Below are 26592 nucleotides of genomic sequence, written 5' to 3'. Positions count from 1 at the left end.
GGCCGCCCGCCACGGCCGACTGAGCCCACCGCGCGCCGCCCGCCCGGCGCCCACTCGCCCGCCGGTCAACTCCTCCTCCAGCAACGTGCGATAGCAGGCGCCGGGCTCGGGCGCGAGCACCTGGACCGTGCGCAGATCCTCGGTCGTGACCTCGGGCAGCCGGGCCAGTCGGTGCCCGGCCGAGGCGACCGCCACCAGCGGTTCCCTGCCGAGCACCTCCACACACAGTCCCTCGTGGTCGCTCCTCACCTCGGTGAACAGCCCGACGTCCACCGAGCCCTGCCGCAGTGCCTCGTGGGTCTCGCCCGTGGTGGCCGGTCTCAGCGCCAGTCGCAGTTCCGGGTAGCGGTGGTGGAAGAACTCCAGTACCGGCGGCATGCGGTAGGAGGTGAGGCATTCGGTGGTGCCGACGGTGAGCGTTCCGCTCGGCCCGGACCGGCCGACGGTGTTCTCCCTCGCCTCGTCGACGAGCGCCAGGATGCGCTCGGCGTACGGGAGCAGCCGCTCGCCCGCCGGGGTGAGTCGCACCCCGCCCCGCAGTCTTTCGAAGAGCTGTACGCCCAGCGCGAGTTCGAGGCCCTTGACCTGTGCGGTGACGCTGGACTGCGCGTAGTTCAGTTCGGCCGCGGCCCTGGTGAAGCTCAGCAGTGCGGCGACCCGGTGGAAGGTGGTGAGCTGTCTCAGGTCCATGACGACTCCGCCCGGGGTTCGGCTTTCGGCGTGCCGCCGGTTCGACGGCAGGCCCGTGGCGCGGCGCGCCTGGGTGTCACTGCCAGCCCATGTCGTCCTTCGTGTCGCCCGAGCTGGTGAGCGGGTCGTGCTGCGGGGCCTGGGGCGCCGGTGCCGCGGCGCTGCCGGACGGTCCGGCCGGCGCGGCCGCGACCACGGCGGCGGTGCCGAACGTCAGCGCGGCGGCGAGCGTGGTGACGGCTGCTGCCCTGACAACACGGGCGGGGAACATGCGAGACATCCTTCCGTGGCCTTTCCCGGGGTGGCGGGAGGGTCCCACCGTGGCGGGAAGTGTGGATCGTCGCTGCCTTTGGCGGAGTTGTTCGCCGCGGATTAGCATCGCCAGCAGGCGAGCCCCGGGGGAAGAGCGACCAGGTGGACCCTTTGGGTCTTGGCCCAAAACGGCCACCCGCGCAAACGAACCGCGCGGGACTCGACGAGACGGGAGGACGGGGGGCCTCATGCTCGAACCGCTGGGACTCGACACGTTCACGGAGGCCGTCTACCGGGCCATGCTCTGCCGACCCGGCGAACCGGCCACGGCCCTCGCACAGCAGCTGGGCGCCTCCCCGCAGGAGGTGCGACGGGCCTGGGACCGACTCGCCGAGCTCGACCTGGTCCAACGCCCGTCGGAGCCGCTTCCCGGGGCCGCCGCGCACGCGGGTGCTGCGGACGTGCCGATTCCGGTGAGTCCGGAGGTCGGGCTGGAACACCTGTTGGCCGGTCTCCAGACCGAGCTGGCGCGCCACCGCCAGCGGGTGGCGGCGGCCCGCGCCACCGCGTCACGACTCGCCGTCGAGTACGCGGAGTTGCGGACCCGCGAGTCCCCGGTGGCGGTCGAACACCTCGCCGACCTCGACGAGGTGCGCGCCCGCCTGGCGACCCTGACGGACGAGGTGGAGGCCGAGGTGATGGCCTTTGTCCCCGGCGGTGCGCAGACGGCGGAGAACATGGTGGCGGCGCGCCCGCTCAACGAGCGGCTGCTCCGGCGCGGCGTGGCGATGCGGACGGTCTACCTGGACAGTGTGCGCAACGATCCGGCGACCGTGGCGCACGCGCGCTGGCTCACCGAGCAGGGCGGCCACGTCCGTACGGTGGCCACGCTCCCGGTGCGGATGACGCTGGTGGACCGCAGGACGGCCGTCCTGCCGGTCGACAGCGACGACACCGGTCGGGGCGCCGTCGTGCTGACCGGGAAGGGCCCGCTCGCCGCGCTGTGCGGCCTCTTCGAGTCGGTCTGGGACACCGCGCAGCCGCTCGGCCGCCCGTGCCGCCGGGGCGACGACGAGGAGCTGGACCGCCAGGAGGCCGCCGCTCTGCGGTTGCTCGCCGAGGGGCACACCGACGAGGGAATAGCCAAACGGCTCGGCATATCGCACCGCACGGCGCGGCGCATCGCGACCGTCCTCATGGAACGGCTGGGCGCCCGCAGCCGCTTCGAGGCGGGAGTGCGCGCCATGCAGCGCGGCTGGCTGCCCCCCGAACCGTAGTACCACCCGCCGCGCGCCTCGGGCCCGGGCCGGCATCAGGCCGGGACGCGTCAGGCCAGGGCGCGTCGGACGCTGAGCGGGCGCTGGTCGGTCCAGACCTCCTCCACGTGGGCCAGGCACTGCTCGCGGCTCCCGGAGAAGCCGGCGTCCCGCCAGCCGGCGGGCAGTTCCCGGCCCTCGGCCCAGATCGAGTACTGCTCCTCGTCGTTCACCACGACGAGGAACCGGTCGGTCCCACTCTCCCGCACCTCGCGCACCTCCACCGGATCGTCACGACCGGTCCCGGCGGGTCGACCGGGACGGATGTCGCGCCAGCGTGCCCGGCCCGGTTCACCGGCCGCAAGGACCACCCGATGGGGGTTCCCGATCCCCCTCATCGTCCGTGTCGATGGAGGGAGGACCCCCATCGGGTGGTCCCCGCGGCCGGGAGCCGGTACCGACGGGTGCTCAGCCGACGGGGATCGACTGGGCGAAGCGGAAGAAGCCGTGCGGGTCGTAGCGCCGCTTCACCCGGCGCAGTCCGGGGAGGTTGGAGCCGTAGTAGGCGTCGGCCCAGTCCGGCAGGTCGAGGTCGGGGAAGTTCACGTAGGAGCGTCCGTTGGAGTAGGGGTCGACGGCCCGGAAGACGCCGTCGAGCCAGTGCTCGGCCGCCTGCCTGTCCTCCTCGCCCAGACGGGAGTCGTCGAGCGTGACGGTGGCGATGCAGCTGTTCAGCGCGTCGCGGTGGACCCAGGCGGTTGACCCGGTGGCCGGCAGGTTGGCGTTCTTTCCCAGCCCGAGCAGGCTGATCATGCGGAACTGTCCGGCCCTGCGTTCCGCGTCGAACGCCGTCAGCATCGCGTCGACACCGGCCTGGGGCATCACACGGTCGAACATCCGCCCGCGGTTCTTGACGTAGGCAGTGCGGGGCAGGATCGCCTCCGGGTTGTCGCCGACCGTGTGGCAGGCCTCGGTGCTCCGCCCCTCACAGCCGAACACCCGCATCATCGCCTGTTCGTAGGGCAGCTCCTCGACCGCACGGGTCTGCGGCTGCCCGCCCACGAGGCCCACCAGGGCGCGGAGTTCGGAGTCCAGCTCCGCCGTCGAACCGAAGTGGACGCCGGACACGACGAAGACCGGGACCGCGCCGGGCCGCGCGTCGGCCATGCGCAGCGTTCCGCTGCACGCCAGGTCGGCGGAGCCCCGCGCCGCCCACTCCAGGTACCCGGGCACGGCCGAGCGGGCCTGGTCCCAGGACCACGTCAGCACGTAGTGGCCGACGCGGCGGATCGACGTGGAGGCGACCGTGAAGTCGGTGACCACGCCGAAGTTGCCGCCGCCACCGCCGCGCAGCGCCCAGAAGAGGTCGGGGTGGCGGTCCTCGGAGGCGGTGACGATCCGCCCGTCGGCCAGCACCACCCGGGCGGACAGCAGGCGGTCGGAGGCCGGGCCGTACTTGCGGTACTGCCAGCCGGTGCCGCCGCCGGTGAAAAAGCCGCCCGGGCAGACGGTCGGGCAGAACCCCGCCGGTACGTTCAGTCCGTGCGGGCGAAGCGCGGGCAGTACGTCCACCGCCTGCACACCCGGGCCCAGCCGCACCCGGCCCGGCCCGGGTACCACGTGGTCCAGCCGGGTGAGGTTGATGACCAGGCCCTCCGAGGTGGACCAGCCCGCGTAGTTGTGGCCGCCGCTGCGGACCGCCGTCTCCAGCGCGTGGTCCTGTGCGAAGCGGACGCAGGTACTCACGTCCCGCGGCGTCTCGCACATCGCGACGGCGCGCGGGCGGATGGCGTCGAACTGGGCGTTGGGCAGCTTGCGGACGGCGTCGTAGGCGGCGTCGTCGGGCAACACGAGGTCGCCGGTGAGCGAGGTGCGGAGCGTGTCCCACTTCGCCTGGTGGCGCGCGGCGGCGGAACGGGCGCCGGCCGTTCCCGACGGGAGCAGACCGCCGACGGCGGCGGTGAGACCGGCGCCGGCTCCCAGTAAGGTCCTGCGACTGATCACGGGCACATCCTTGGCAGAGGGGTGGACAGCGGGGCACGGAAAGGTCGTTCGCGCGGAAGTCCGTGAATACGCGGAAGCGCGGATTCGGTCCGGAAGCTATGGAGGGCGCGGAATTCGCGTCAAGCGGCGTGGGCAAGTGCCGCACCGCCGCTGTACGCGCGGAATAACAGGCACGACGTGCCGTCGCGACAACCCGCGCAGGTCAGCGAGTCGCGGTGCGTCCGACACGGTGCCGGGGCGGCCGCCGCGGAGCGGCGGGCCACGGCCCTTACGTCTTCTCGACCCCGCCGCGTCCGTGTGCGCCGGCGGCGTGATGCCGGTGTCTCCCCTCGCGGACACCGGAACCACGGCCGCCGGCACACGCGTCGACGCTTGGACCGGGACGGCGTGAACCGTGCGTGCGGGCCGGCGTGTCAACGCGAGGACTGTAGAGGCCTCGCCAGGGCTTTGTCAATTAATTGACTTCCCTTGGCAGGGCGGACGGGGCATGGTTAAGTGCCCATGTTGTCCCGTTCGGGCGCGGCCGACCCCACCGGTTCGCAGCGAACCGGGACATGGTCCGAACCAGGGCCGAAAGTATGAGGAACACCAGGGGGAGCACATGAAGATCAGGAAGTTCGTGCAGGTCATCGCGGCAACGGGGGTTGCCCTGGTACTCGCGCTCGGCTTCGGTCACACCGTGAGTACGGACAGTGTCGACAACGGCGTGACCGGCACTGTTCTCGCCAAGGGCCCGGGGGACGGGACGGACAGCGAGATCGACTGGCCGTGACCGGCCAGAGCCGACATCTCGCGGCTACCCACACCACCTTGTCAACCATTTGCCCACGATGCCTCCGCATCTGGACAGGAATTGACAAGTCCGGGTGACCACCAGCACTGTGGACGACATGCCTAGCCGTTCGTCCCGACTTCTGGAGCAGCCGCTGTTCGGCCGTCGACTCCGCGCCCTGCGTACGGCACGTGGCATGTCGCAGGCACGGTTGGCCGGCACGGAGTTCTCCGCGGCCTACCTTTCGAGGCTGGAGTCGGGAGAGCGCCCGCCCACCGAGCGGGTGCTCTCCTACCTCTGCACACGGCTCGACGTCTCGCCCGCGGCCTTCCGCGGTTCGGCGGGCAGCCCGCTCGCCCGGGCCCTGGCCACCGCCTCCACTGTCGGCGAGTCACCTCGAATGACCACCATCCTGGAGGACGCCCTCCAGGAGGAGGCCGAGGGCGACGCGGCACTGCGCTGGCAGGCGCACTGGCTGCTCGTGAAGTGCTACCGCGCCCAGGGGATGGCGGCCCGCGAACTCGAGGTGCTGCGCGAACTCGTCCGTCTCAGCGACGACATCGACCTGCCGGACCTGCGCGCCAGGTCCCGGATACGACTGGCCCGCGCACTCCGGGCCACCGGCGAGCTGGGCACCGCCCGCCGCCACGCGGCCGAGGCCCTGGCCATGGCCGAGGAGCAAGGACTGACCCACCACGACCTCGTGGAGGCGCTGATGGCCCTTGTGTCGATCGACGCCGAGGCCGGCCGGCTGGTCGAGGCGCGTGCCGGCGTCGACCGGATGCTCGGCTTCCTCTCCACCGACGTGCCCGTGCGGCTCCGGGTGGAGGCCCTGTGGACCGCCGCGACCGTGCACGTACGCCAGGGTCTCAAGGAGGCCGCCGGCGAGCTGCTGGAACAGGCGCTCGGCATCCTGGCGAGCAACGAGGACCCGGTGCTGTGGATGCGGCTCCGACTGGCCGCGGCCTCCCTCTACCTCCAGATGGAACCGCGGGACACCACCCGCGCGGCCGTCCGGCTGGAGGAGGCAGGCGCCGCCGCCGCCCTGATCGGCATGCCACTGCACCAGCACGAGGTACTCATCCTGCGCAGCCAACTCGCCTTCTACCGGGGAGAGCACGCCGAGGCGCGCCTGCTCGTCGACCAACTCCGTGATCGTCCGGAGGAGTTGAGCATGCGGGACGGCCTGCGCCTGGAGGTGCTGCGCAACCAGCTGGCCATCGTCGAGGGCGACCGCGCCGCCGCCGTGTCGAACATGGAGCGGATGGCCAAGAAGGCGCAGGAGTCGTCCAACGTCGAGCTGTCCGCCGAGGTCTGGCGGGCGCTCGCCGAGGCACTGACCGCGGCGGTGGGAAGCGTGCCCAGCGGCGAGAGGGGTTGACGGACTCCGGACCGACCGCGAGCGCCGGCCGTATCACGGGGGTGACGGCCGGACGGCGGGACGGGCCGGGCCACGGGGGCGGCCGGGCAGCCGGAACAGGGGGCGGCTGCCCGGCCGGCACGAGCCCCGCCCCGAGGTGGGCGTGTTGGGGCGTAGGGCGGCCTCAGTCCGGGATGTCCTGCTCGGCCCAGACGATCTTCCCGGCCTCCGTACGGCAGGAACCCCACCGCCGGCACAGCATGTTGATGAGCTGCATGCCGCGCCCGCCCTCGTCACTCACGTCGGCGTGCTGGATCTGCGGCAGGTCGGGGCCGGAGTCGGAGACCTCCACCGTCAGCCGATCGCTGCGCAGCATCCGCAGCTGCCCCGGCCCACCGCCGTAGCGCAGCGCGTTGCCGACCAGTTCGCTGACGACCAGCTCGGTCATGTCCACCAGCTCCGCGAGGTCCCACTTGCGCAGTCTCTCCGCGACAAGGCGGCGCGCCACCGCCCCGGCCGTACCGTCCTCGGGCAGGTCCCACACGTACAGCTCGGACTCCGGCTCGCGACCGGGGCTGTCCGCGACGAGCAGCACCGCTTCGTCGAACCGGGCCTCGCCCGGCCCCGGCCCCTCCGCGATGAGCGGGCAGGAACCAAGATCAAGCGGGTCCATCTCGGCGGCCGCGGCGCGCAGCCGGCGGGCCTGGGCGTCGACGTCGTCCCGCCGGGTCTTGACCAGCCCGTCGGTGTAGAAGACCAGACGGCTGCCGCGCAGCCCGGTGACACGCGCCGGGTCGTAGGGGATGACACCCGCGCCGAGCGGCGCGCCCACCGGCACGTCGACGAACGACGTCTCCCCCGTGGCCTCGACCCGGACAGGCGGCGGATGGCCCGCACTGGCGATCGTCAGACTGGCGTCCGCCGGATCGTGCACCGCGCACAGGCAGGTGGCCACCTGGTCGTCGTCCAGGTCCCTGGTGGCCAGGTCGAGCCGGGCCAGCATCCGGTCCGGCTGGATGTCGAGTGTCATCAGCGTGCGCGACACCGCCCGCAGCCGGCCCATGGTCGCCGCCGCCGGGAGGCCGTGGCCCATCACGTCCCCGATGACAAGCGCGGTACGCCCGCCCGGCAGCGCCATCACGTCGTACCAGTCGCCACCCACACCGCTGGCCTCGGCGGCGGGCGCGTAGCTGGTGGCCACCGTCAGGCCCGGTGTCTGCGGCATGGCCCTCGGCAGCATGCTGCGCTGCAGGGACATCACGTGCTCGCGCTCGCGCTCGTAGAGCCTGGCGTTGTCGACGAACAACGCCGCCCGGGAAGCCAGCTGTTCGGCGACGGCCAGATCCACGCCGCTGAACGGCGGGCTCTTCGGCCCGCGGACGAAGTCCGCGGTGCCCAGCAGCACGCCCCGGGCGATCAGCGGTACCGCGAGATACGAGTGCACGCCCTTCGCGCGCATCTTGTCGGCCGCCCTGCGCGTGGGCGCCACCCGTTCGTAGTCCTCCTCGCGCATCCTGCTGATCAGCACCGACTGGCGCTGCTGGAGGCAGCGGGTGGTGAGCAGGGTCTCCGGATGCACCGAGGCGGTACCCACCGGGTCCGGCTCCAGCTCGACCAGCTCCGGAACGGCGGTGACCGCCATCGCCCGGGTGATCGGGACGGCCAGGCCCTGCCCCGGACGCTCCCCCTCCTGGCCGTGCAGGACGCCTTCCAGCAGGTCGACCGCCGCGCCGTCAGCCAGCTGCGGCACCGCGAAGTCCGCCAGCTCCTTGGCGGTGCGCTCCAGGTCGAGCGTGGTCCCGATGCGGGTCGCCGCATCGTTCAACCAGGCGAGCCGGTCGCGGGCGAACACCCGGTAGGCGAGAGAGCCGAACCCCCGCCGGGCCGCCGCCCACCGCGCACCCGGCCGCCACGCCGAACCGGCCGCCGATCGCCGCCCGCGGCTACCGCTCTTCACCGTGCCGGCCTCCCGTCGGCTGCCCGTCGCCGCAGTCCGTGTCGACTGGCCGGGCTCCGCCGACGCGCGGCCCCGGTCTTCTCGACCCAGTGTGCTATCGGGCAGCGCGACGCGCCCGCCGAGTACCGACCGGACGCGCGTGCCGGGCCTCTCCAGCCGGCCGCCTGGCCCACCCCGGGGACCCGGCATGGCCCTGGGGTTTGCCGCACGGCCCCCGGCGGTACCCGTGGTCCCACCCGCCCCACGAGGAGGAGGGCACTTGTCCATCCCGCTCGAGGACTACGCCATGATCGGGGACACCCGGACAGCGGCGCTGGTGAGCCGCTCCGGCGACGTCGACTGGCTGTGCCTGCCGCGCTTCGACTCCCCGGCCTGCTTCGCCGCCCTGCTCGGCGGCCCCGAGCACGGTTGCTGGTCCCTCGCTCCGCGCGGCGAGGGGTGGCGCGCGACGCGCCGCTACGTCGGCGACAGCCTTGTGCTGGAGACCGTCTTCGAGGGGCCCGACGGCGGCAGCGTCCGGGTCGTGGACTGCATGCCCGTCCGCCGGCACTGGCCCGACCTCATCCGAAGAGTGGAGGGCGTGACCGGCCGGGTGAGCGTACGCGGCCTCTTCACCCCGCGCTTCGACTACGGCAGTACCGTGCCGTGGTTCCGCCACGACGGGCGGCGCCTGCACGCCGTCGCCGGCCCGGACCACCTCGTCCTCGGCTGCGACCTCGGGCTCGCGCCCCCGCGAGACGGCGAGGACCACGTGGTCACCGACTTCGACGTCTCGCCCGGCGAGATCGTGGAGTTCCACCTCGGCTGGACCACCAGCGAACGCCGCGACCTGCCGCTGGACGAACCACGGGACGCGGTCGAACGCACCCGCGAGTGGTGGCGGGAGTGGGCCGGCCGACACCGCTACCAAGGCCGCTACGACCAGGCCGTCACGCGGTCGCTGCTCACCCTCAAGGGGCTGACCTACGCCCCCACCGGCGGCATCGTCGCCGCCCCCACCACCTCGCTGCCGGAGAAGCTCGGCGGCGTGCGCAACTGGGACTACCGCTTCTGCTGGATCAGGGACGCCACCTTCGTCCTCCTCGCCCTGCTGGACGCCGGCTACCGGGAGGAGGCGCGCGACTGGCGTGAGTGGCTGCTGCGCGCGGTGGCCGGCACCCCCGAGCAGATGCAGATCATGTACGGCGTCGACGGCACCCGGCGACTGCCGGAGACGGAGCTGGACTGGCTGCCCGGTTACGCCGGCTCCCGGCCGGTCCACACCGGGAACGAGGCGACCAACCAGTTCCAGACGGACGTCTACGGCGAGGTCATGGAGGCCATGCACCTCGCCCGGCTGGAGGGCATCCCGCCCGACGAGGACGCCTGGCGGCTCCAGCGGGCACTGATGGACTTCCTGGAGAGCCACTGGCAGGACCCGGACAACGGCATCTGGGAGGTGCGCGGGCCCCGCAGGCACTTCACCCACTCGAAGATGATGGCCTGGGCCGCCGGCGACCGGGCCGTCCGCGCCATCGAGGACATCAGCCTCGACGGCCCGCTGGACCGTTGGCGGCGACTGCGGCAGGAGATCCGCGACGAGGTCTGCGAGAAGGGATACGACCCGGAACGCGAGACGTTCACCCAGTACTACGGCTCCCGCAGCCTCGACGCCTCGATGCTGATGGCCCCGGAGATCGGCTTCCTTCCGGCCGACGACCCGCGGATGCGCGGCACGGTCCGCGCCGTCGAACGCGAACTGACAACCGACGGCCTGGTCATGCGGTACACGATGGACAAGCACACCGAGCAGGTCGACGGGCTGCCCGAGGGCGAGGGCGCCTTCCTCGCCTGCACCTTCTGGCTGGCCGACTGCTACGTGCTGCGCGGCGACGTGGAACGCGGCCGGGAGGTCTTCGAGCACCTGCTCGACCTACGCAACGACGTCGGTCTGCTGGCCGAGCAGTACGACCCGGCTGCCGGCAGGCTGATGGGCAACTTCCCCCAGGCCCTCTCACACATCCCGATGGTGAACACCGCCTTTCGTCTCGCCGAACACGACGGCGAGGCCGGCCAACGCGCCGCCCGCAGCCGCAAGCGCCCCGAGGCCTGACCGACCCGCGCTACCCCGCCGCCCGGTTCGCGCCGGGCCGTCGGCCTCGCGCGGGCCGGCCAGTCTCGCGCCGGCCGGCCAGTCTCGCGCGGCGCCGGCCGGTCAGTCTTGCGCCGGCCGGCTCAGACGCCGAGGACCGCCTTGGCCGTCAGGAAGTAGATGATCAGCCCGGTCGCGTCCACCAGGGTGGTCACCATGGGGGCCGAGACGACCGCCGGGTCGATCTTCAACCGCTTGGCCAGCAGCGGCATCGTGCCGCCGATCGTGGCCGCCCAGCCGCAGATCAGGATCAGCGTGATGCCCACGACGACGGCGATCTTCACCGTGGCGAACACCGCGCCGACAACGAGGCCGAGTGCCGCGAGGAGCCCACCGAGGGCAAGGCCCACCCGGCACTCCCGCCATATGACCTTCAGCAGGTCGGAGCCGCGCACCTCGCCCACGGCAAGCGCCCGCACGCAGGCCGTGGCGGCCTGCGCCCCCGCGTTGCCACCGGCCCCGATGAGCATCGGGATGAACATCGCCAGCGCCGCGACCTCCTCGAGGGTGCCCTCGAAGGCCCGGGTGACCGTCACCGTCAGGGTCGCCGCGACCAGCAGCAGCGACAGCCACAGCGCCCGGTAGCGCGCCAGCTGCCAGACGGTCGCCGCCATGTAGTGACCGGTCCACGGCGCCGCGCCGGACTGCCGGGCGACGTCCTCCGTGTCGGCCGCCTCGATGACCTCCACCGCGTCGTCGAAGGTGAGCAGGCCGACCAGGCGGTTCTCGCTGTCGACCACCGGCAGGTTGAGGTCGTTCGTCTCACGCATCAGACGGGCCGCGTGCTCGGCGGTGTCCGTGGCGTAGGCGTACGTCGGTTCGGTGACGACCAGCTCGGAGACCATCGTCTCCGGCGGGCTGAGCACCAGCTCCCGCAGCTCCACGATGCCGGTCAGCCGCCGACCGTGGTCGACGACCGGCAGCGTGTACACCGTCTCGGCGTGCGCGCCCTTCGCGCGTACGGTGCGGAGCGCCTGCTCCACGGTGAGGTCCTGGGGCAGCGCCACCACCTCGGGTGTCATGTACCGGCCGACGGAGCCCTCGGGGTAGCCGAGAAGCGCCGCCGTCATGCGCCGCTCGTGGGCGCTCAGACCGGCCAGGACCCGTTTGGCGACCTTCGCGGGCGCCTCGCGCAGCATGCGCGCCCGGTCGTCGGGGTCCATCCCCTCGACGATCTCGGCGAAGGTGTGGTCGCGCAGGCCCTTGAGGATCTCCTGCTGGTCGACCGGCTCCAGCTCCTCGAAGACCGTGAGCGCACGGTCCTTGTCGAGCAGCCGGAAGGCGACTCCGGCGGACACGTTGTCCATCCGCGCCAGCTCGTCGGCGATGACGTGCGGCGGGTGCGTCTCCAGCCACTCCAGGGCGGCATGCAGACGCTGACTCTCGACTATCTCCTCAAGCGACTCGGGCAGCTCGGGGTGCAGTTCCTCGGACATCTGGGTCGGCGGCATGGGAGGGTCCTCAGCACAGCGGTGAGTTCGTCAGGGGCACCGGGGCATACCGCGGGCACCGCCCACTGTCCCACCGCTACGCGAGGGAGAGGGTGATGCCGCGCGGATGATGACTGGGAGGCTCGCTACGCATTGCGGCATCACCTCCGTACGTCCTCGGTCTCCGACGTTGCTGACGCTGCTGAACGGCGCCGTCGTCGCGTGGGCGGCATACGATCCCGCACGAACACGCCGTTGCAGGATACCCCCGCCGAGCGTCCTCCCCGTGCGCGCCCACCACAACAAGCCGAGGCAGACGGGTCGTATCGAATTCACGCATTTCCACATCCTTGTCTTCGAGACGGGTGTAGCGTCCTGGCACGCCGAGGCCGCTCATGCCGCCGACCTCCGCGTTCTCCTCTTGTTCCGCACGCGCGGGCACATGCCGACCCGTGCCCGCGCCTCGGACGCCTCTGTCGTCCGACGAGCCTGTGAGGTGGTCCGCATGACCTACCAGCCCGGCCCGCCCGGAGCCCCGTACGGTGGTCCGCCTCCCGGCGGCCCGTACGGAGGCGGTGCGCCGTACGCCCCCACTCCGCCACCGGTGCCCGCTCAGCGACCGCTCTACCGGATGAAGCGGATATGGGCGGGAGGCGTGGGCCTTCTCCTCATAGGCAGCGGCTGCGGCGCGCTCGGCGCCGAGGACAACAAGGACACCGCTCCGGCGGCGGCCACCGCCTCACCGGCGGTCACCGTCACGACGACTGCCACCGCGACGGCCACCGCGACCGCGAAGCCGAAGCCGGCGGTCACCGTCACGGAGAAGCCGAAGCCGGCGCCGACCGTCACCGTCACGGCGACCGTCCGGGTCACGGAGCCGGCCAGGGCCGGCGACGGCGGCACCACGGCCTCGGGCGGCGGAGGCGGAGGGGCCGTCTACTACCGGAACTGCGACGCGGCTCGTGCCGCCGGCGCCGCCCCCGTTTACCGGGGCCAACCCGGCTACGGTCCGCACCTCGACCGGGACGGCGACGGAGTCGGTTGCGAGTAGAGTGCCCCGGCTTCGAACCGGCTGAAACCGCGGTTCGAGAGGATCATTCAAAGGGTGGAGAAGCGCTTCAATCCAATGGTTGATGCCGGGTTGCGCTCGACCTCTCTACGCTCGGAGTCGTAGCCAGATCAGTCAACCGACCTCGTCAGGCCTGTTCTTCCTTCGGCTCGGCGGCGGTCTCCTGGAGGTGACGGTCAACCCGGCCGGTGCGGGCCTCGGTACGGTGCCCGCGCTCGATGTAGTCACGAACGACGGCCTCGATGGCGTCCTGTGGATTGTTCACTCCGGCGAGCACCATCACTTCGACGACGAGCTCCGCGTCGAGGCTGACGTTGACCTTGGTCATCAGAATCTCCTCTGTTCTCGGCGGCGTCCCAGTGGGCGGGGCGCAGCAGGGAGGCGGGGAGAAGAGTGGCCCGGTCTCCGAGGGCGGCGCCTGCCTGGGGCTGGGTGAGGAACAACGCGGTGCTGAGGTCCGCGCCGTCCAGCCTCGCGTCCCGCAGATCAGCCCCGAGGAGTTCCGCGTCCCGCAGATCGGCACCGCGCAGGTCGGCGGCGATGAGGTAGGCGCCACGCAGGTTGGCGCCCCGAAGATCGGCTCCGCGCAGTCTCGCGCCGATCAGGTCGGCGTGACGTCGGTCGGGCCCGGCGGCCAGGGCCCCGCCCGAGGCCGTCCGGCTTCGTACGAGGGCGCCGACGTCCGTCAGCAACCCGTTGGCCCGGTCCCGGAGGGCCGGCAGATCACAGGAGGTGAGGGTTTCCAGCTCGGACCAGGTGAGGGCGGTGATCTCGGTTCGGAGTCGCGCCAGTTCGGTGTGGAGGGAGTGGACCGCAGGGTGGGCGAGCGCCTCGTCCAGGTACCAGAGCATCTCGTGCAGCTGCCGCATCACGCCGAAGGCGTCGAACATGGCGGAGGCCTCGGCGGGCGATTCGCGCCAGTCCCGGCCGCCGAAGGTGGACTGGGACACCTGCTGTCCGGCGCCGAAGCAGTCGAAGGTGGTGCAGCCCGGGTAGCCGTTCTCTCTCAACCTCACGTGGATTCCGCAGCCGAAGTCCGCGCGCAGGTTCCCACACGGCTTCCCGGCGGGTTTGTCGACCGCGAACCCGGCCCCGGAGCTGAAGGGAAGGGCCACACAGCACAGTCCGAAGCACTGTGCGCAGTCCGCGCGCAACGCGGCCCGTCCTTCGGTCTCGGAGGTCACGCTTCGGGCTCCAAACAGGGCGGGGGAACGCTGATACCGGGATCTGTGAGCGTATCCCTCCGCCGCACGGCGTGCACCCGTGTTGTTCGTCCCGTCCCGGAGCGCCTGTGGTGCCGTCGCCGCGCGAGGCAGAGAACGGCACCACAGGGTGGTCAGGCAGTCGCGCCGGCCCGGTAGGTGCGCTTGATCTCCTGCCATCGGGCGGCTTGTTCCGAGCTCAGGCGGCCCCGGAGTTCGGCAAGCTTGAGCAGGTTGGCCTCTGCTCCGGTGGTGAGGGTCTGCGCCTCGCCCAGGTAGTGGTCGTCGATGAGCGCTTCCAGCTCCTCGTCGTTCATGACGGGCACGATCCGCTCGGCGAGCTTGTTGGTGTTCCGGTACGAGCCCTGGAGCCGGAAGGGCGGCTCTGTCCGGTCGGTGTCGTCCATCGTGGCCGACGCGATGTAGGCGGCGTTGACCTTGAGCGAGGTCTGCTGCACGTGCAGCAGCTTGCGCAGCACGGACAGGACCTGTTCGAGGTCCGCCGGGGTGTAGGGGTGCGCGAGGCGGTCGGCCTGGGCCGACTCGTCGCCCCTGGCCAGCCGGACGAGCAGATCGATGTCGGCCCGTTCGCGGGCCGCGAGAGGCGCGAGTACGGGATTGGAGGTGAGCGCGTTCTCGATGTGGCTGAGTGCGAAGACCTCTTCCTTCCCGGAGAGCACGTCGCCGAGGTTCCAGACGTCGGCCCGGTTGGCGAGCATGTCGGGAATGCGGAAGCGGGCTCCGGACTCGGTGAAGGGATTGCCGGCCATACACACGGCGAACCGCTTGCCGCGCAGGTCGAAGGTGCGCGGCAGACCGTCGGTCGTGGCGACGCCGTCCACGCGGCGCTGGGCGTCGCAGAGAGGAATGAACTTCTGGAGGAACTCGGGTGAGGTGTGCTGGATGTCGTCCAGGTAGAGGAAGACGTTGTTGCCCATCTCCAGGGCGAGGTTGACCTTCTCCACCTCGCGGCGGGCGGCGGCGTCCGGGGCCGCGGCCGGGTCGAGGGAGGTGGTGCGGTGGCCGAGGGCGGGCCCGTCGACCTTGACGAGGACAAGGCCGAGCCGGGCGGCCACATACTCCATGAGCGTGGTCTTGCCGTACCCGGGAGGTGAGAGGAGCAGCAGCAGACCCTGGCTGTCCGTACGACGGTCGTCACCGGCGGTACCGAGCTGCTTGGCGAGGTTGTCGCCGATGAGCGGAAGGTACACCTCGTCGATCAGCCGGTTGCGGACGAAGGCCGACATGACCCGCGGCTTGAAGGAGTCCAGCCGCAGCCGCTCACGCTCGGCGGCGAGCAGGGAGTTGCGCGCCCGGGTGTAGGCCCGGTGGGCGGGCACTCTGTGGGTCCGGAAGTCCTCGGTACGGGCCAGGAACTCGTCCAACCGCAGGGGGAGTTCGCCGCCGGAGACGCGCGGGTGGCTGCCCAGCAGGCCGGTCACCGTCGTGCTGGTGGGGGCGGCGACGTCCCGGCGCTCGACGGCGTCGCCGCACAGTTCGACGGCGGCGGCCTCGGCGAGGTCGGTGGTCGGCGCGGACCTGGCCTCGGCGTAGGCGCTGAGCCAGGCCAAGGCGAGCTGGTGGCGCGCGGTGAGGTCGTCGCCGAGCGCCCGCAGGTCCTCGCTGAACTCCTTGGCCTCGGCCGAGTGGTCGCCGCCGAGGGCGGCGCGGAAGTCCGCGAGGAGTTCGCGGGCGGCCCGCGAGGTGGCGAAGGCCGGCCGTCCCATGGCCAGTTCCTCGAAGAGATAGCGGCCGACGGCGCCGGTGTCCACGGCGGGCAGGCCTGACTGCTGGAGGAAGTCGCCGGCGTGGGTCGAGAGTTCGGCGGCGAGTTCGGCGACGGCCGGGCCGGGGCCGAAGGCGCGGCGGGCCCGTGCCAGGGACTGGGCCCTGGTGAGCCAGGCGGTGCGGCGCACCTCCTGGGTGCCGTAGGCCCAGAAGAGTTGGGCGGCGGCGCGTACCTCGGGGGTGAAGCACAGCAGGTCGGCCTCCTCCCGCAGGCCGAGCACGGCGGTGAGGATGGCAGCCGCGTCGTGGTCGTGGACGCCTCGGTCGTAGCCCTCGTCGTAGGCGGCTTCGGCGTGCTGCCGGACGAGGGCGGTCAGCCCGCCGTCGTCGGCGGCGGCGGTCCGCAGGGCGGCGGGGTCGACGGCGGCGAGCACGGTGGCCGCGAGGTGTTCCGCCCGGTACATCCGCGGCGACTCGGAGACCAGCGGCTGGTCCCAGAAGTCGCGGGTGCCGTCGAACGCCTCGTCCCTGACCGGCGCGCGGTAGTCGGTGCCGGTGATGGCGAAGGCGAGCGCGCCGTCCTGCGGGACGAGTGTGAGGTCGATGGGCTGGCTGTTGACGCCGAAGCGGTGGCGGCCGAGGCGGACGGTGCCTTCCGCGTCGTAGAGATCGGCACGGTCGCGCAGGCTGCGGGCGGCCTCCTGGCGGGCGGCCTTGACCCGTCCCTCCAGCTCCTCTCCGCGTACGGAGTCGCCGAGCGTGCGCAGTTCGGCGGCGGTCTCGCGGATCTTCGACACGAGCGGGTCGGTGGCGAAGTAGGCGTTGACCTCGTCGAGGGAGGTCAGGGTCGCGGAGCGTCGGGAGACGGTGCCGAGGATGCGTTCGGCGGACTCGACGAGGCGTTCCGCGTGGCGGGCGCGCTCGTCGAGCTGGGCCTGCTTGCGGGCGGAGAACGTCTCGTAGATTTCCTCGCGCTGTTCACCGAGCTGGGCGAGGAAGTCGTCGAACGCACCGAAGCGGGATTCCAGATTCTCCAGCTGGAGGAGGAGCCGCCCGAGTTGTTCGTCGCACTCCTCGGGTGTGCCGGAGGCGGCGAGGGCGCCGGCGACGGCCTGGCCGAGCAGGGCGAACTCGGCGGCGAACTCGGCCCGGCCCTCCCTCTCCAGCAGCTCGCGACGGCGCCCGTCGAGCACCGCGCGCGCCCGGTTGACCCGGCCCATGACCTCGCCGATGCGCTCGAGCAGTTCGGTGCGCACGGTGGCGTCGCTGATGTCGAGGCCGCCGACGACGTCGGTGACGACGCGCAGCCCCTCGGCGTGCTCGTCGACCTGCTCGCCGAGCGGCTGGGTGTCGGCGACGGTGCCGGCCTCGGCGGCGCGGGTGGCCAGTTCCTCGACGGCGGCGCGGGTGTCGTCGAAGGCGTCCTCGCGGGAGAGGTGGGCCACTGCGCGGCGCCCGGTGGCCGCCAGCGACTCGGCGACCTCGGCGGAGAGCGTGTCGATGCGGTCGAGGTCGACGTGGCGCAGCTCCCGCAGGGACTCCACCGAGCCGTGAGCGCGGCGCAGCTCGGTCAGCAGGGTGACCCAGGCCGTGGCGCCGCCCGGCGCCTCGCCTCGGGCCCGCCGCACCAGCGTGGTCACCCGGGTGGCGGCGTCGGCGACGGCCGCCCGGGCCTGCTCGCGCAGCGCCTCCACCCGCTCGAACTCGTCGATGACCTGCTCGGCGGTGGTCCGCAGCGACTCCAGCGGCTCGTGCAGCGCTTCGAGCCCTTCGGTGTCCAGCCAGTAGTAGGTGTCGGCGACGCGGGAGCAGGCGGCGACGATCGCCTCGAAGACGGCTGTACCGGGCGCCATCTCGTCGGCCATGCGGGCGAGCGAGAGGGAGTCGGAGATGCCCCGGACGAGTTCGGCGTTGCCGACGCGGGTCAGCGGCCCGTCGACCTCGGGCTGGGCGGCGGCGTAGGTCTCGGACAGGTAGGGGGTGCGCCAGACCTGCATCGGGTGCACCCGGGTCGGTTCGTCGCTCTGCGCGCGGAAGACGACCATGGTGCCGTCCTCGAAGAGCGAGTAGCCGTGCGAGGGGATCGGGGTGGCGACCTCCTTGCGGATGAGGTTGTACGGCAGCAGCAGGGTGCGGCCCTCGGCGCGGGCGTGGAAGGCGTACAGCACGTCCTCGCCGTTGGGCGAGCGGATCACGGACTCGAACTCCAGGTCCGTGGTGTCGGTGTCGAAGGTGCGGGCGGCGGCGCCGGCGGGGGCGGTGGTCAGGTAGTAGCCGCCGGGGAAGATGAGGCCCTGGTCCTCGGGGAGGCGCTGGCAGGACAGCCCGATGCCGTCGAGTCGGACGACCTCCTTCGACCGCTCGTTGAACACCAGGTAGCGGTATTCGGTCTCGTTGTACGGCAGGACCCGCAGCAGGATGAGGGGTCCGACACGCGCGTACGCCACGTCCGCGTCGGCGAGCGACTGCAGCGGTTCGTCGACGGGCTCGGAGTAGATGCCCTCGCCTGTCTCGGTGTTGTTCTCGATCTTGACGGTGAGGCTGCCGCCCACGGTCTCCACGAAGAGGGTGCCCTCGATGGAGATGTGCGGGTGGCGCCCGAGGACGTGGGACTCGCGGCCGGCCGGGGTCCATTCGAAGTCGTGGGCGGGTGGGAAGACGTGGTCGCGCTCGCCCTTGGCGTCGACGTACTCGGGCGTGCCGGCAGGGCTGATCCGCCAGCGCAGCACCCGGATGTCGGTCAGCCGCTCACCGGTCTGGAAGACGGCGAGCAGCAGCGGCCCGGTGCGGCGCAGTTGGAGGAGTTCGGCTTCCCGGTAGTAGCGGTAGAGGTCGGTGAAGTCGCGGACGAAGGAGGGGTCGTCGAGCAGCCCGGGCAGGCTGTCGGAGGGGGCGTGCTCGAAGCGGCCGTCGACGTACCGGTGCAGGGCGAAGACGTCGCCCACGTCAGTGGTCTGCTTGAGTCCGAAGTGGACGTTGTAGCCGACCAGCATCAGCCCGCCGACCTGCACGATGTCGCGGGGCACGCAGTTGTGCTCGGTGCGGATCCGGTCGTTGCCGGCGAGTTCCAGCTCGCTGCCGCCGAACACCTCCGTGCGGCGGGCGTTGAGCGCCTGGGCCCGGCGGGCCAGTTCACCGGCGGCGGTCGACATGCGGTCGCGCAGGATGTCGTAGGTGCCGGCGTCGAGCCGGTTCGCGGTGCCGCCGTCGGCCTGTCGGGTTGCTGCCGCCCCGCCCCGCGCGTCGGTGGCCTGCGCCTCGGTGCTCACGTCTTCCCCACTCCTCGCTTCGACTTCGTGCATGGAACCGCGCCCCTGCGCGGCCACGGCCCCCGGGCCGGGCCCGGCCGGGGCGGGAGGTCCCGCTCCGGCCGGGGGCCCGGTCGGGTGTTACTTCTGGGCGGGCAGCCCGTTGAGGGCGGCCGGCGCCGTCGGCACCAGGGCGGTCAGCGGCAGGTCGGCCGCCGGGGTGCCGCGCACGGCGTCCAACAGGGCCGTGAGCTGCCCGGTGTTGGGGCCCTCGGCGGCGATGAGCCGGGTGAGGAGCCCGCTCAGCGTCAGGTCGCGCAGCCCCGAGGCGCCGAGCCCTGCGACCATCGCGCCCAGGTCGCGGGTGAACGTCGAGTCCTTCGGGTCCAGCCACGGCCCGGCCATGGCCTGCACGGTGTCGCTGCCGGAGACGAAGGCGTCCACGCTCTTGCCCGCGGTGATGGAGCCGACGAGGCGGTCGAAGAAGACGGAGTCGCCGCCGACGATGTCGATGTTGGCGTTCTCCAGGCCGGCACCGACGAGGGTGGCCTGCGACTCGGCGATCTGCCGGTGCACGTCGATCTGTGCGATGCGGACCTCCTTCTCGGCGTCCAGCCGCAGGCGGTACTCCTCGTGCTCGCGGCTGGCCTCGTCGAGAGCGGCCATCGCGGCGGCCTTCTCGGTCAGACCGTCGGCCTCGGCCTTCAGCTTCTCGCGCATCGCCTCGGCCTCGGCGAGGCCCATGTCCTTGGCTGCCGCGGCCTCGACCTGGCGGGTGCGGCTGATGGCGTCGGCCATCCGCTCCTTGACCTCGGCCTCGGCGAGTCCGTCGGCGGCGACTTCGGCCTTCCTGCCCTCGGCGAGCCGGATGGCGGCCTGGGCGTCGAGTTCGGCGGCCTTGCGGCGCGCCTCGGCCATGGTGAGTTCCTCGGCGGCGCGGTGTTCGGCGGCCTGCTCGGCGGCCTCGGCGGCCTTGATGTCCTTGACCAGACGCTCCTGGGCCTGGGCCTCGGCGGCGATGATCAGAGCCTGGCGCTCGCGCTCGGCCTCCTCGACCGTGCGGAGCTTCTTGATCTCCTCCTCCTGCTGGGCGACGGTCTTCTCGACGGCGATGCGCTCGCGGACGACGTCGGCGATGTCCCGCTTCTCGGCCTCGACCTCCTTGTCGGCGGCGATGCGGCGCAGTTCGGTCTCCCGCTCGCGGGCGATGACCTCAAGCAGGCGGTCCTTCTCGATGCGCTCGCGCTCGATGGCCTCGACCCGCTCGCGGTTGAGCTTGGCGACGGCGACCTCGCGTTCGCGGTTCTCGTTCTGGATGCCGAGCTGCTCCTCGGTCTTGATGTGCGCGGTGTGCGAGCGCAGTCGCTCCTCGGCCTGGACGCGGGCGGTCTCGGCCTCCTCGCGGGCGCGGACGGTGTCGATCTCCCGCTTCTGCTTGATCTCGGCGTCGGCCTGGCGGCGTTCGAGTTCGAGGACGGCTTCCCGGGCGTCGACGTTCTGCCGGGTGATCTCCTTCTCCTCGTTGCGCTGGAACTCGTTGGTCGCGATGTGCTCGATCGCGGTCAGCTCGGTGATCTTCCGGATGCCCTGGGCGTCGAGGATGTTGTCCTTGTCCAGGTGGGACAGGGGGGTCTGCTCGAGGTAGTCGATGGCGGCGTCCTCGAGGCTGTAGCCGTTGAGGTCGGTGCCGATGACGGCGATGATCTGGTTCCGGAACTCCTCGCGGTGGGTGTAGAGGTCGGAGAAGTCCAGCTGCTTGCCGACGGTCTTCAGCGCCTCGGAGAACTTCGCGTTGAAGAGGGCCTGGAGGGTGTCCTGGTTGCTGGCGCGCTCGGTGCCGATGGCCTGGGCGACCTTGACGACGTCCTCACGGGTCTTGTTGACGCGGACGAAGAACGAGATCCGGATGTCGGCGCGGATGTTGTCCTTGCAGATGAGGCCGTCGTGGCCGGTGCGCGCGATGTCGATCGTCTTCACCGAGATGTCCATGACCTCGGCCTTGTGCAGCACGGGCAGGACGACCATGCCGGTGAAGGTCACGTCGACCTTGCGCATCTTGGAGACGATCAGCGCCTTGCCCTGCGGGACCTTGCGGAACAGTCTGCTGACGACCAACAGGAGCGTCAGCGCGATGAGGAGGCAGACGGCGATCAGCACGCCGATGCCCGTCGAGATGTCGGCCATGGGGTGAACTTCCTTGGATGGCTTGTGGATTGCCTGAGGACTGGATGCGGGCGCGCGGGGGCTCCCGGCGGGGCCGTGGAGACCTGCCGGGAAGCGCGCCGGGAGAACGTGCCGGGAAGGAGCCGCGGAAGGAGCCGGCGGCGGTCAGCCGGCTAACGCGCGGCGGGGCCGGGTGGGCGGCGTGCTGCCTTCTGCCATGTCTCCCCCGTTGCTTCTGATGGTGTGTGGCGACCCGTGTCGCGCGTGCGGCCCGGCAGGATCAGCCCGGCGTCTGACGTGGGTCGAGGGCCGCGTCGTAGGGCGCGACCCGGAAGAACTCGCCTTCGACGTCGTAGTCGAAGATCAGGGCGCTGCTGCCGGTGGTGAGGCTACCGGGCGGCACCGACTCGTCGGCGCGTACCTGTACGAGGGCCGAGGAGCCGTCGTCGCTGGTGACCTCCGCCTGCCCGAAGACCTCGTCGACCCGGTTGGTGCGGACGACGCAGACGCGCCCGACGAAGTCGTTCCGCGAGATGCCCTCCTCCGCTCCCGGTGCGAGCCGTCGCAGGGGCCGCACCAGGACTCTGGTCGCGGCCCACGCGGTGACCAGCGCGAGCGGCAGCAGCAGCGCGCGTACCAGGCCGTTCTCGAAGAGCACGACCCCGCACCATGACACGAACCAGGCAACGAGGACGAGTAGCGAGAGCACCACGGTGACCGGCACCCCGCCGAGCCCGAAGGCGGCGAACGCCCCGGCGATCCCTCCCGCGGAACCGCCGGAGGTGACGCCCTCACCCCCGTCGAGGGCGTCGACCTCCGCCGCGCCCACCAGCACGATCAGCCAGTAGGCGACCACCACGAGCAGGGCGAAGCTGAACAGGACGGCGGGGAATGCCAGGCATGCGTCCAGGAATCCGCTCATCGTCCTTCTCCTCGCACCCGGTTGCGGTGTGCCCACATCGTGGCACCGCTGCCGATCGGCGCACATTGCCAGAGGTCGGCAATCTTTACGGTGTTCTTACGTCCTACAGACGCGGGAGCCTCGGCCCCGGTTGCGCCGCGGACGGCCGTTTCCGGCCCGACTCCCCCGGTCACAGGTCGCGTCCCGGCCAGCCGAGCAGCCGGGCGCCGAGGACGGCGGTCTCCAACGTGTAGCGCTGGATGGCGTCGGCGGGGTCGTATCCGGTGAGCGCGCGGATACGGCCCAGCCGGTAGGAGAGGGTGCGCACGCTGATGCCCAGTCGGCGGGCGGCCTCGGCGTTGACGTAGCCGGCCGCGGCGCACTCGGCCAGTGTCCGCAGCAGCGGTTCGGCGCCGCCTCTGGCCTCCTCCAGCGGTTGGAGCACGCTGCGTACGAGGTCGGCCATGGCGGGCCGGTCGCGCATGAGCACGGGGAAGACGAGGAGTTCCGCCGCGGACAGCCGTACCGGCGCGAGCTCCAGCCGGTCGGCGATCTCCAGGGTGCTCAGCGCCTCCTCGTAGCTGCGGACGACTCCGCCGGCGCCCCGGTGCGGGCGGCCGATCGCCACCCTGACCGCCGGGTGGTAGCCGGCACCCGGGTTCTCGGCGACGCGCGCGAAGGCCTCCAGCACGGCGGTCTCGCGGCTCGCGGCGACACACACCAGCCGGCCGTCCTTGGTGGCGAGCAGCACGTCGCGGGCGTCGCCGAAGCGGCCGAGCACCTCGCGCTCCACCCGCCGCACGGTCGGGTGCACGTCGTCGAACTTCTCCGGGCCGACGACCACGGCGACGACGTGCGCGTAGGCGAGCCGCAGTCCGAACCGCTGGGCGCGTTCGGCGAGGGTGCCGACGTCGCTGCGGCCGTAGAGCAGGTCGTCGACGAACTCGCGGCGTTCGGCCTCTTCCTGGCGGACGGCCATCCGCTGGGCGCGTTCGTGCCCCTCGCCGAGCGCGGTGATCGCGGCCTCGACGGCGGCGAACAGGGCGGTACCGGTGCGGCCGCGCTCGGTGGCGCCGGCGGCGCGGGCGATGCCGGGCAGCGCGGCCCACTGCTTGCGGGTCTCGCCCAGGTAGAGTCCGATGAGCTGCCGCAGGCCGTATCCGGCCTCGGCGGCCCGCTCGCCGATCTCGCTGAGCTGCTCCAGTTCCGCTCTGCGGGGTAGCCGCCCGGTGGCCGACACCTCGGCCAGGAAGCTCGGATAGTCGCCCAGGAAGCTGCTGGGTATGGCGGAGCGTTTCACCTGTGCTCATCCCCCGGAAGACGCCCCGGGTCGCCTGCCGGCGCCGGGGCTCGTATAACGGGAACAGCCTATGCGAGCGGCCGGACAGCGCCAGACCCCCGGGTCGTCAGGCCCGGTACCAGCCCCTGGACCACGTGAGGATCGTCACTGAAAACAAGGAAGAAAAGCCGGCAGACCCCTTGACCTGTTGTCTCACGCCACGATCTACCCATCGGTACGCAGGTGCCGACCGGTGCGGAGGGTACTGGTGGGAGACCTGCCTTGCATATGCGCACCAGCCTATGGGTACGGTGACGGAGCGCTCGGCATGATCGAGCGAGGTGTGCCGGGAAGTCTGGTCGGCAGCGCAGCGAAGCGCATTTCACCCCTGTCCCCACTCCTGGAGGCCCCGCCCCATGCCGCTGAGTCCTGACCGCGCCGAGCCCCGCGACGCATTCTCCTCGCCACGCGCACACGAACGGCGATTTCTGGCCGATCTGCTGCGCATGGAGACGGTGGGCGGCATGGTCCTGCTCGGGGCAGCCGTCGTCGCCCTGATCCTGGCCAACGCCTTCACCGGTTTCTACGACACGGTGCGCGACTTCCACTTCGGCATCGAGGCCCTGGGCCTCGACCTGTCGGTGGGCCACTGGGCCTCCGACGGCCTGCTGACGATCTTCTTCTTCGTCGCCGGTATCGAACTCAAGCGTGAGTTCGTCGCCGGTGACCTGCGCGATCCCAGGGCGGCGGCGCTGCCGGTGGTCGCGGCGATCTGCGGCATGCTGGTGCCCGCGCTGTTCTACTTCGCGGTGAACGTTCCGGCGGGCGGCCAGACCAACGGCTGGGCCATCCCGATGGCGACCGACATCGCGTTCGCGCTCGGTGTGCTGGCCGTGGTCGGCACCAACCTGCCGTCCGGTCTGCGCGCCTTCCTGCTGACCCTGGCGATCGTCGACGACCTCGGCGCGATCATCGTCATCGCCGTCTTCTACACCACCTCGCTGAACCTGTGGGCGCTCGCCGGCGCCGTGGTCGGCCTCGGCGTCTTCCACGTGCTGCACAAGCGGATGGAGGTCCGCGGCTGGTACGTCTACGTCCCGCTGGCCGTGGTCATCTGGGCGCTGATGTACAACAGCGGCGTGCACGCCACGATCGCCGGTGTGGCGATGGGCATGCTGCTGCGGGCGACCGCGCGGGAGGGCGAGAAGGACTCCCCGGCCGAACACATCGAGCACCAGGTGCGGCCGATCTCGGCGGGCTTCGCGGTGCCGGTGTTCGCGCTCTTCGCCGCGGGCATCAGCGTCTCCGCGTCGGACCTGGCGGAGGCGGCCAGCCAGCCGGAGGCGATCGGCGTGGTGCTCGGCCTGGTGGCCGGAAAGATCATCGGCATCTTCGGCGGCACGTACCTGACGGTGAAGTTCACGAAGGCCCGGCTCAGCTCGGACCTGGCGTGGGCGGACGTCATCGGTGTGTCGATGTTGGCCGGAATCGGCTTCACCGTCTCCCTGCTCATCACCGAGCGGGCGTTCCTGACGGACGTGACGACCATGGAGCACGTGAAGGCCGCCGTGCTGATCGGCTCGCTGATCTCCGCGCTCGCCGCCTGTGTGCTGCTGAAGATCCGCGACAAGAAGTACCAGGCGATGTGGGAGGCCGAGAACGTCGACTCCGACGGCGACGGCATCCCCGACATCGACCACGAGGAGGACCCGAAGCGCGCCGGTTCCACCACCCGCGAGGCCGGTGGCCCGGCCTCCGGCGGCGGACACTGAGCCCGCGCGCCGAGGTCAGCGGACGCCGAGGGGTCAGCGGACGCTGAGGTCCAGTCGGACGAACCGCGGCCGGTACAGGGCGACGTCCCGGTGCACGGCCGCGACCTCCTGCGGCACGTTCACGTCGTAACCCAGCACAAGCCCACCCCCGTCGCCGAACGAGGGGTGGGCTTGTGGGTTGTAGGCGAGGGCGCGCCCGTCCGAGCCCGGCGGCAGCGGCGGGACGAGCACGTCGTGCGGGCCGTGCCAGGGGCCCTGCGGGCCGCAGGCCCAGTAGGAGGTGACGGTGGTCAGGCCGCGGCCGTCCGGGCCGCCGGCGTCGGTGGTGAGCAGCAGCCAGGTGCCGCCGTGCCGGGCGACCGTGTAGGTGTTGGTGGCGCCGCGTTCGGCGGTGCGCCCGAGCGCCATGGGCGCCGAGCGCGCGGCCGAGGTCTGCCAGCGCTCGCCGTCCCAGTAGCGCCAGGCCGCCGGGTCGGCGAGGGCTCCGGCGGGGACGCGGGCCACGTGGGCGGTGGAGGCCCGGCCGTGGGCCGTGCGCTCGTCGGCTCCGAAGACGTACGTCCAGCGTCCCTCGGGGACGGCGGCGGTGCCGTAGAGGACCCGCGCCGCCGGGTCGGCGTCGGCGGGGTCGAGAATCGGCTCGATGCTCTCCACCCGCAGGTCCGGCAGGCTGACGGTGGCCACCTCGGTGGCCCGGGGGACGCCGAAGGTCCACGGCTCCTGACCGGCCTCGCGCTGCCAGAGCAGCACCCGTACGACCTGTTCGGCGCTGCCGGGCGTGCGCGGCTCCACGACGCCCGCCAGCGGCCAGCGCCAGACCTCGCGGCCGTCGGCGGTGGCCAGACCGGGAAACCACGCCCTGGGCCCGTCGCCGAGCAGGGTGCGTTCCAGCCGGCCGTCGCGCGACATGACCAGACCGGCGTTGCGCACCCACACTGACTCCGGGTCCCTGCTGCGGCCTTCCTGGACCTCGTCGAGGAAGGTGTCCGCGGACAGCCACAGGGTGCGGCCGTCGGGCAGCGGCAGCGAGCGGCTGCCGTCGCCGCCCGTCCAGTCGTCCAGTCGGCTGTTGTCGTCGCCGTAGCGGGCGAACTCCTCGGTGAGCGCGTTCTCCGGCCGCCAGTCGGAGACCCGGAGCGGTCGGCAGTCCTCCTCGGGTGGTTCGCCGCCGGGCACGAGCAGCACCAGCGCGGCGAGGACGAGGAACGCGAGCAGCGCGGCGAGCGGCCCACGCCGTCGGGTCGCGGCGCGGGTGGGCCCGCTGGGGTCTGTCCGTTCGGGAGCGCGGCCCGTCGCCGTGCCAGCCTCTTCAGCCATCGCCGTGAGGATAGTGCCGGAACCCGACGGCAGGAACGGGCGGTGGGTACGGGCGGCAGGG

19 protein-coding genes are annotated in these 26592 nt (G+C 71.9%); 6 read left to right on the top strand and 13 right to left on the bottom strand.

What is annotated here, in order from left to right; genetic code table 11:
* Together FNX44_RS05650 and FNX44_RS05645 are read right to left on the bottom strand one after the other, a co-directional pair.
* Positions 1-690 (bottom strand): LysR family transcriptional regulator (locus FNX44_RS05650; RefSeq protein WP_143646851.1); only part of this gene is annotated, 690 nt, incomplete at its 3' end.
* Positions 691-766: 76 nt separating this feature from the next.
* Positions 767-961: a hypothetical protein gene (locus tag FNX44_RS05645; RefSeq protein WP_143646850.1), complete on the bottom strand. Its 195-nt coding sequence runs from the start codon at positions 959-961 to the stop codon at positions 767-769.
* 229 nt (positions 962-1190) lie between these two features.
* On the opposite strand from FNX44_RS05645, the gene FNX44_RS05640 reads away from it, so the two are divergent.
* Positions 1191-2219, top strand: a complete 1029-nt coding sequence (locus FNX44_RS05640; protein ID WP_143646849.1) for a helix-turn-helix domain-containing protein — start codon at positions 1191-1193, stop codon at positions 2217-2219.
* 50 nt (positions 2220-2269) lie between these two features.
* On the opposite strand, the gene FNX44_RS28785 is transcribed toward FNX44_RS05640, so the two are convergent.
* Both FNX44_RS28785 and FNX44_RS05630 read right to left on the bottom strand, forming a co-directional pair.
* Positions 2270-2467 carry an MbtH family protein gene (locus tag FNX44_RS28785; RefSeq protein ID WP_323369070.1) on the bottom strand — a complete coding sequence of 66 codons (198 nt, stop codon included), beginning with the start codon at positions 2465-2467 and terminating at the stop codon, positions 2270-2272.
* Positions 2468-2666: 199 nt separating this feature from the next.
* Positions 2667-4202: an FAD-binding oxidoreductase gene (locus FNX44_RS05630; RefSeq protein ID WP_143646847.1), complete on the bottom strand. Its 1536-nt coding sequence runs from the start codon at positions 4200-4202 to the stop codon at positions 2667-2669.
* Between the two features lie 601 nt (positions 4203-4803).
* Between FNX44_RS05630 and FNX44_RS05625 the strand changes: the two genes are divergently transcribed.
* Together FNX44_RS05625 and FNX44_RS05620 are read left to right on the top strand one after the other, a co-directional pair.
* Positions 4804-4974 (top strand): hypothetical protein, encoded by a 171-nt coding sequence (locus tag FNX44_RS05625; RefSeq protein WP_153506900.1) that lies wholly within the window; start codon positions 4804-4806, stop codon positions 4972-4974.
* 118 nt (positions 4975-5092) lie between these two features.
* Entirely contained in the window at positions 5093-6355 is a 1263-nt protein-coding gene (locus tag FNX44_RS05620; protein WP_143646846.1) for a helix-turn-helix domain-containing protein, read from the top strand.
* A gap of 163 nt (positions 6356-6518) precedes the next feature.
* On the opposite strand, the gene FNX44_RS05615 is transcribed toward FNX44_RS05620, so the two are convergent.
* On the bottom strand, positions 6519-8291 hold the full coding sequence (locus FNX44_RS05615) for an ATP-binding SpoIIE family protein phosphatase (protein WP_407699113.1): 1773 nt from the start codon (positions 8289-8291) through the stop codon (positions 6519-6521).
* 259 nt (positions 8292-8550) lie between these two features.
* On the opposite strand from FNX44_RS05615, the gene FNX44_RS05610 reads away from it, so the two are divergent.
* Positions 8551-10383 carry a glycoside hydrolase family 15 protein gene (locus FNX44_RS05610; RefSeq protein ID WP_143646844.1) on the top strand — a complete coding sequence of 611 codons (1833 nt, stop codon included), beginning with the start codon at positions 8551-8553 and terminating at the stop codon, positions 10381-10383.
* Positions 10384-10505: 122 nt separating this feature from the next.
* Here the strand turns inward: FNX44_RS05610 and mgtE are convergent, their stop codons facing one another.
* Positions 10506-11873 carry a magnesium transporter gene (gene mgtE / locus FNX44_RS05605; RefSeq protein WP_143646843.1) on the bottom strand — a complete coding sequence of 456 codons (1368 nt, stop codon included), beginning with the start codon at positions 11871-11873 and terminating at the stop codon, positions 10506-10508.
* A 484-nt stretch (positions 11874-12357) separates the two neighbouring features.
* Between mgtE and FNX44_RS05600 the strand changes: the two genes are divergently transcribed.
* The gene (locus FNX44_RS05600; RefSeq protein ID WP_143646842.1) at positions 12358-12903 is read left to right on the top strand and encodes an excalibur calcium-binding domain-containing protein; all 546 of its coding nucleotides are present in this window, start codon (positions 12358-12360) and stop codon (positions 12901-12903) included.
* A 145-nt stretch (positions 12904-13048) separates the two neighbouring features.
* On the opposite strand, the gene FNX44_RS05595 is transcribed toward FNX44_RS05600, so the two are convergent.
* From FNX44_RS05595 to FNX44_RS05570, 6 genes are all read right to left on the bottom strand, one after another.
* A complete protein-coding gene (locus FNX44_RS05595) occupies positions 13049-13201 on the bottom strand; it encodes a DUF2191 domain-containing protein (RefSeq protein ID WP_228449681.1) in 153 nt (50 codons plus the stop codon).
* The gene (locus tag FNX44_RS05590; RefSeq protein ID WP_323369069.1) at positions 13146-14105 is read right to left on the bottom strand and encodes a pentapeptide repeat-containing protein; all 960 of its coding nucleotides are present in this window, start codon (positions 14103-14105) and stop codon (positions 13146-13148) included. The genes FNX44_RS05595 and FNX44_RS05590 overlap by 56 nt, the downstream gene beginning before the upstream one ends.
* A 152-nt stretch (positions 14106-14257) precedes the next feature.
* Positions 14258-19153 carry a DNA repair ATPase gene (locus FNX44_RS05585; protein ID WP_143646839.1) on the bottom strand — a complete coding sequence of 1632 codons (4896 nt, stop codon included), beginning with the start codon at positions 19151-19153 and terminating at the stop codon, positions 14258-14260.
* An 87-nt stretch (positions 19154-19240) separates the two neighbouring features.
* Positions 19241-21283: a flotillin family protein gene (locus FNX44_RS05580; protein ID WP_143646838.1), complete on the bottom strand. Its 2043-nt coding sequence runs from the start codon at positions 21281-21283 to the stop codon at positions 19241-19243.
* Positions 21284-21542: 259 nt separating this feature from the next.
* Positions 21543-22184: a DUF1449 family protein gene (locus FNX44_RS05575; RefSeq protein ID WP_143646837.1), complete on the bottom strand. Its 642-nt coding sequence runs from the start codon at positions 22182-22184 to the stop codon at positions 21543-21545.
* Positions 22185-22353: 169 nt separating this feature from the next.
* Positions 22354-23463, bottom strand: coding sequence for a PucR family transcriptional regulator (locus FNX44_RS05570; RefSeq protein ID WP_143646836.1), 1110 nt, complete (start codon positions 23461-23463; stop codon positions 22354-22356).
* Between the two features lie 395 nt (positions 23464-23858).
* Between FNX44_RS05570 and nhaA the strand changes: the two genes are divergently transcribed.
* Positions 23859-25214 (top strand): Na+/H+ antiporter NhaA, encoded by a 1356-nt coding sequence (gene nhaA, locus FNX44_RS05565; protein ID WP_143646835.1) that lies wholly within the window; start codon positions 23859-23861, stop codon positions 25212-25214.
* A 33-nt stretch (positions 25215-25247) separates the two neighbouring features.
* On the opposite strand, the gene FNX44_RS05560 is transcribed toward nhaA, so the two are convergent.
* Positions 25248-26531 (bottom strand): DUF5005 domain-containing protein, encoded by a 1284-nt coding sequence (locus FNX44_RS05560; RefSeq protein ID WP_143646834.1) that lies wholly within the window; start codon positions 26529-26531, stop codon positions 25248-25250.
* Between the last annotated feature and the right edge of the window lie 61 nt (positions 26532-26592).

Source organism: Streptomyces alkaliterrae, assembly GCF_007097205.2.
In the GTDB taxonomy this organism is placed as follows: domain Bacteria; phylum Actinomycetota; class Actinomycetes; order Streptomycetales; family Streptomycetaceae; genus Streptomyces; species Streptomyces alkaliterrae.
Note: the sequence above shows the minus strand (reverse complement) of the source record. Positions and strands in the feature narration are given on the sequence as shown.